The sequence below is a fragment of the Actinosynnema sp. genome, from assembly GCF_052038725.1.
Map to the genome: position 1 here is coordinate 1 of NZ_JBQGCX010000937.1, position 3,844 is coordinate 3,844.

General features: G+C 75.2%; 3 protein-coding genes. All 3 read left to right on the plus strand.

The window, feature by feature from the left end; translation table 11 throughout:
• The coding region (locus ACTUAL_RS19855; RefSeq protein ID WP_440901299.1) for a TetR family transcriptional regulator at positions 1–964 on the plus strand (964 nt) is incomplete at its 5' end.
• Between the two features lie 104 nt (positions 965–1,068).
• A complete protein-coding gene (mptB, locus tag ACTUAL_RS19860) occupies positions 1,069–2,652 on the plus strand; it encodes a polyprenol phosphomannose-dependent alpha 1,6 mannosyltransferase MptB (protein ID WP_096496053.1) in 1,584 nt (527 codons plus the stop codon).
• A gap of 157 nt (positions 2,653–2,809) precedes the next feature.
• On the plus strand, positions 2,810–3,844 hold a 1,035-nt coding region (locus ACTUAL_RS19865), incomplete at its 3' end, for a patatin-like protein (protein ID WP_440901300.1).

Below are 3,844 nucleotides of genomic sequence, written 5' to 3' on the forward strand. Positions count from 1 at the left end.
CCTGCTCACCGAGCTGCTGCTGCCCGCGCTCACCGCCGGGGCTCCGAGCCGGGTGGTGAACGTGACGTCGGCCGCGGTCGTGCTGGGCGGGCGGCGGTTCGACTCGGCCGAGCCCGGCGGGGGCTACTACGGGTTCCACCGGTACGGGCGGGCCAAGCTGGCCAACCTCGCCTACGCGCTCGACCTCGCGAAGCGGCTGGACGGGACCGGGGTCGCGGTGCTCGCGGCCGACCCCGGCGGGGCGTCGACCGACCTGAGCACCCGGACCATGGCCGACCCCCGGATCGTCCACCCGGCGCTGCGGCCGACCCCGCCGTGGCCGCTGCGGTGCGGGCGCTCAGCGAGCGGCTGGTGTCCGGGCCGCGCGACTAGACTCGCCCGCGTGCCGACCACCCCGCTGCGCAAGGACGCCGCCCGGAACTGGGAGCGGATCGTCCGCGTGGCCCGCGAGCTGATCGACGACGGGGCTCCGGTGCAGCTCAACGACGTCGCCCGCCGCGCCGGGCTCGGGGTCGGCACCGTCTACCGGCACGTCCCCACCGCCGAGGCGCTGGTGGAGGCGGTGGCCGCGCCGGGGCTGGAGGAGCTGGTCGCCGCCGCCGAGCGGGCCGCCGCCGAACCCGACCCGTGGCGGGCGTTCGACGTGTTCCTGCGCCGGGTCGTGGAGGTGCAGGTGACCGACGCGGCCGTGCCCGGCGTCGCCTCCTCCCCCACCGACGCGCTGCCGCGCACCACCGAGCTGAAGCTGTCCATGTGGACGGTGGGCGGCGCGGTGCTCGACCGGGTGCGGGCCGCCGGGCTCGTGCGGGCGGACCTGACCGCCGACGACCTGACGCCGCTGGTGTGCGGCGTCGCGCACGCGGTGGGGCTGGCGGGCGGCGCGCGGGAGCAGCGCGTCGCGACCGCGCACCGGTACCTGGACCTGCTGCTCGGCGGCCTGCGCACCCCCGCCCCGGCCGCCTGAGTCGACCGGCCCCGGTGGCATAGCAGCAGGTCACGACCCGCCCGAGAAACGCCGGGTGCACCGCGCTTCGCTACCCTGCGCCGGTGGGGACGGGTGGAGAGCGGGTGATCACCGGCGCGGTTCTCGGTGACCGCGACGGGATCGGTGGGGCGGCTCCGCTGGACGCCGTCGAGCGCAGGCAGCTGGACATCGTGCGGCGGTGGGGCACGGTCGGGGCGCTGCTGCTGGCGGCCGGGTCGCTGGGCGCGGGCGCCGCGCCCGTGCTGAGCCCGCTGCCGGGCACCCCGGTGCTGGGCCTGTTCGCCCGGATGCCGAGCGCGACGCTGGCGGTGGCCTGGACCGGCATCTTCATGATCGTCTCGGCGTGGTTGTGGCTGGGCCGGTTCGCCCGCCCCGGCCGCCCGAGGCTGGTCTCGCGCAGCCAGATGGACCGCACGCTGATGATGTGGATCACGCCGCTGGTCTTCGTGCTGCCCATGTTCAGCCGCGACGTCTACAGCTACCTCGCGCAGAGCCAGATCGCCGCCAACGGCCAGGACCCGTACGAGCTGGGACCGGCCACGGCGCTGGGCGTGGACAACGTGCTCACCCAGAACGTCCCCACCATCTGGCGCGAGACCCCCGCCCCGTACGGGCCGCTGTTCCTGGCGCTGGGCCGGGTCATCTCGGCGGTCACCGGCGACCACGTGCTGCCCGGCGTGTTCCTGCACCGGATGCTCGCCCTGGTCGGCCTGGCCATGATCGTGTGGGCGCTGCCGCGCCTCGCGGTGCGGTTCGGCGTGCCCGAGGTGAGCGCGCTGTGGCTGGGCGCGGCGAACCCGCTGGTGCTGTTCCACCTGGTCGTGGGCGTGCACAACGAGGCGCTGGCGATCGGCCTGATGCTGGTCGGCATCGAGGTGGCGCTGCGCCGCCTCCCGGTGCACAACCCCGGCGACCCGCTCACCCGCGACGAGCTGCTGTGGGTGGCGCTCGGCGCGGCCCTGATCACGCTCGGCGCGATGGTGAAGCTCCCGGCCGCGCTGGCGCTGGGCTTCCTCGGCATCATCGTGGCCCGCAGGCGCGGCGGACGGCTGCGCGACCTGCTGTCGGTGGCGGTGTTCATGCTGGTGGTGGCCGTGGTGGTGACCGTGGCGACCTGCTTCGGCACCGGGCTCGGGTTCGGCTGGACCGAGACGCTGAACACGGCGGGCACGGTCAAGAGCTGGATGTCGCCGCCGACCGCGCTGGGCTTCCTCGGCGGCGGGCTGGGGCTGGCGCTGGGCCTGGGCAACCACACCGACTCGACGATCGCGCTCGGCAGGCTGATCGGGCAGGCGGTGTACGTGGTGATCGTCGGCTCGCTGCTGTGGAAGGCGTTCCGGGGCCGGATCAAGGCGGTCAACGGGCTCGGCGCGGGCCTGGGCGCGGTGCTGGTGCTCGGGCCGGTGCTCCAGCCCTGGTACCTGCTGTGGGCGGCGCTGCCGCTGGCGACGGCGGTGCTGGCCAAGCGGTTCCGGCTGGTGGCGACGGCGGGCAGCGCGATCATCGCGGTGGTCCTGCCGCCGACCGGGGCCGCGTTCGACGGGCGCGCGTACGTGCTGCCGCAGGCGGTGCTGGGGGCGGTGCTGGTGTTCGCGGTGTGCCTGTTCGTGGCGCGCAAGCACGTCGGGCCGCTGATCCGGAAGGACCCGCTGCCCGGAGCCGCGTAGCTCGACCGCGCGCCCCCGCCGGGTGTCCCGACCGCGCTGAGCAGCAATTCGGTCACGAGGGGTAACCCCGCCTCACTCGCGCGAGATGTCCGTGGTGTCCTTCCAGTGTCCGCAGGGATCTTGGAAGCCCACCACGGGTGATCGAGGGGGAACGGGCGTGAGCGCTGGCTCGGAGCAGAACCCGCAGGACGGGGCCGGGGGAATCCCGAAGGAGCAGGTCCGCTTCGCGGTGGTGCTCAACGGCGGGGTGAGCCTGGCCGTGTGGATGGGCGGCTCGGTGCTGGAGGTGGACCGGCTCACCCGCAGCTCGGGCCCCTACCGGCACCTGCTCGACATGGTCGGCGCGACCGCCCGCGCCGACGTCATCACCGGCACCTCGGCGGGCGGCATCAACGGGGCCGCGCTGGCGCTGTCGCAGGTCAACGAGGCCGCGAAGCTGGAGCGGCTGCGGGACCTGTGGTCCGAGCAGGGCCGCATGGAGCAGCTGCTGCGCACCCCGTTCCAGGGCGACCCGGTGTCGCTGCTGCGCGGCGACGAGTTCTTCCTGCCCCGGCTGCACGAGGCCCTCGAACGCCTCACCGACGACTACCGGCCGCTGCCCGCGCACGAGCGCCCGGTGGACCTGCGGATCACCACGACCCTGCTCACCGGGGTGCCGTCGGTGACCTACGACGACCTCGGCGAGGCCCTGGTCCAGTCCAGCCACCAGGGCAGCTTCTCGTTCCGGCGTGACCCGTACGGGTGGGCCAGGCCCGCCGGGGAGACCGCGCAGGAGCGCCCGCGCGACGACTTCGCCCCGAGCGAGCTGGACCGGCTCATCCCCCGGATGGCGCTGGCCGCGCGCTCGTCGGCGTCGTTCCCGTTCGCGTTCGAGCCCTCGCGGGTGCCGGTCAACGGCGGCGGCCCGGTCGACATGGCGGGCGTGGCCTCGTGGACCGACGGCGACCGCGACCTGTCCCGGTACGCGGTGGACGGCGGCGTGCTGGTCAACACCCCCACCAGGGAGGCGCTGGAGGCGATCGACCGGATGCCCGCCGAGGGCCCGGTGCGGCGGGTGATGCTGCTGGTGTTCCCGCACGCGCCCGGCGCGTCCGAGGGCGCCGCGTCCGCCGAGCCCGGCCCGCCGACGGCGGTCGGCGCTGGCGGGCAGCTGCTGGGCGCGCTGACCAGCCAGAGCGGGCGCACCTACGTG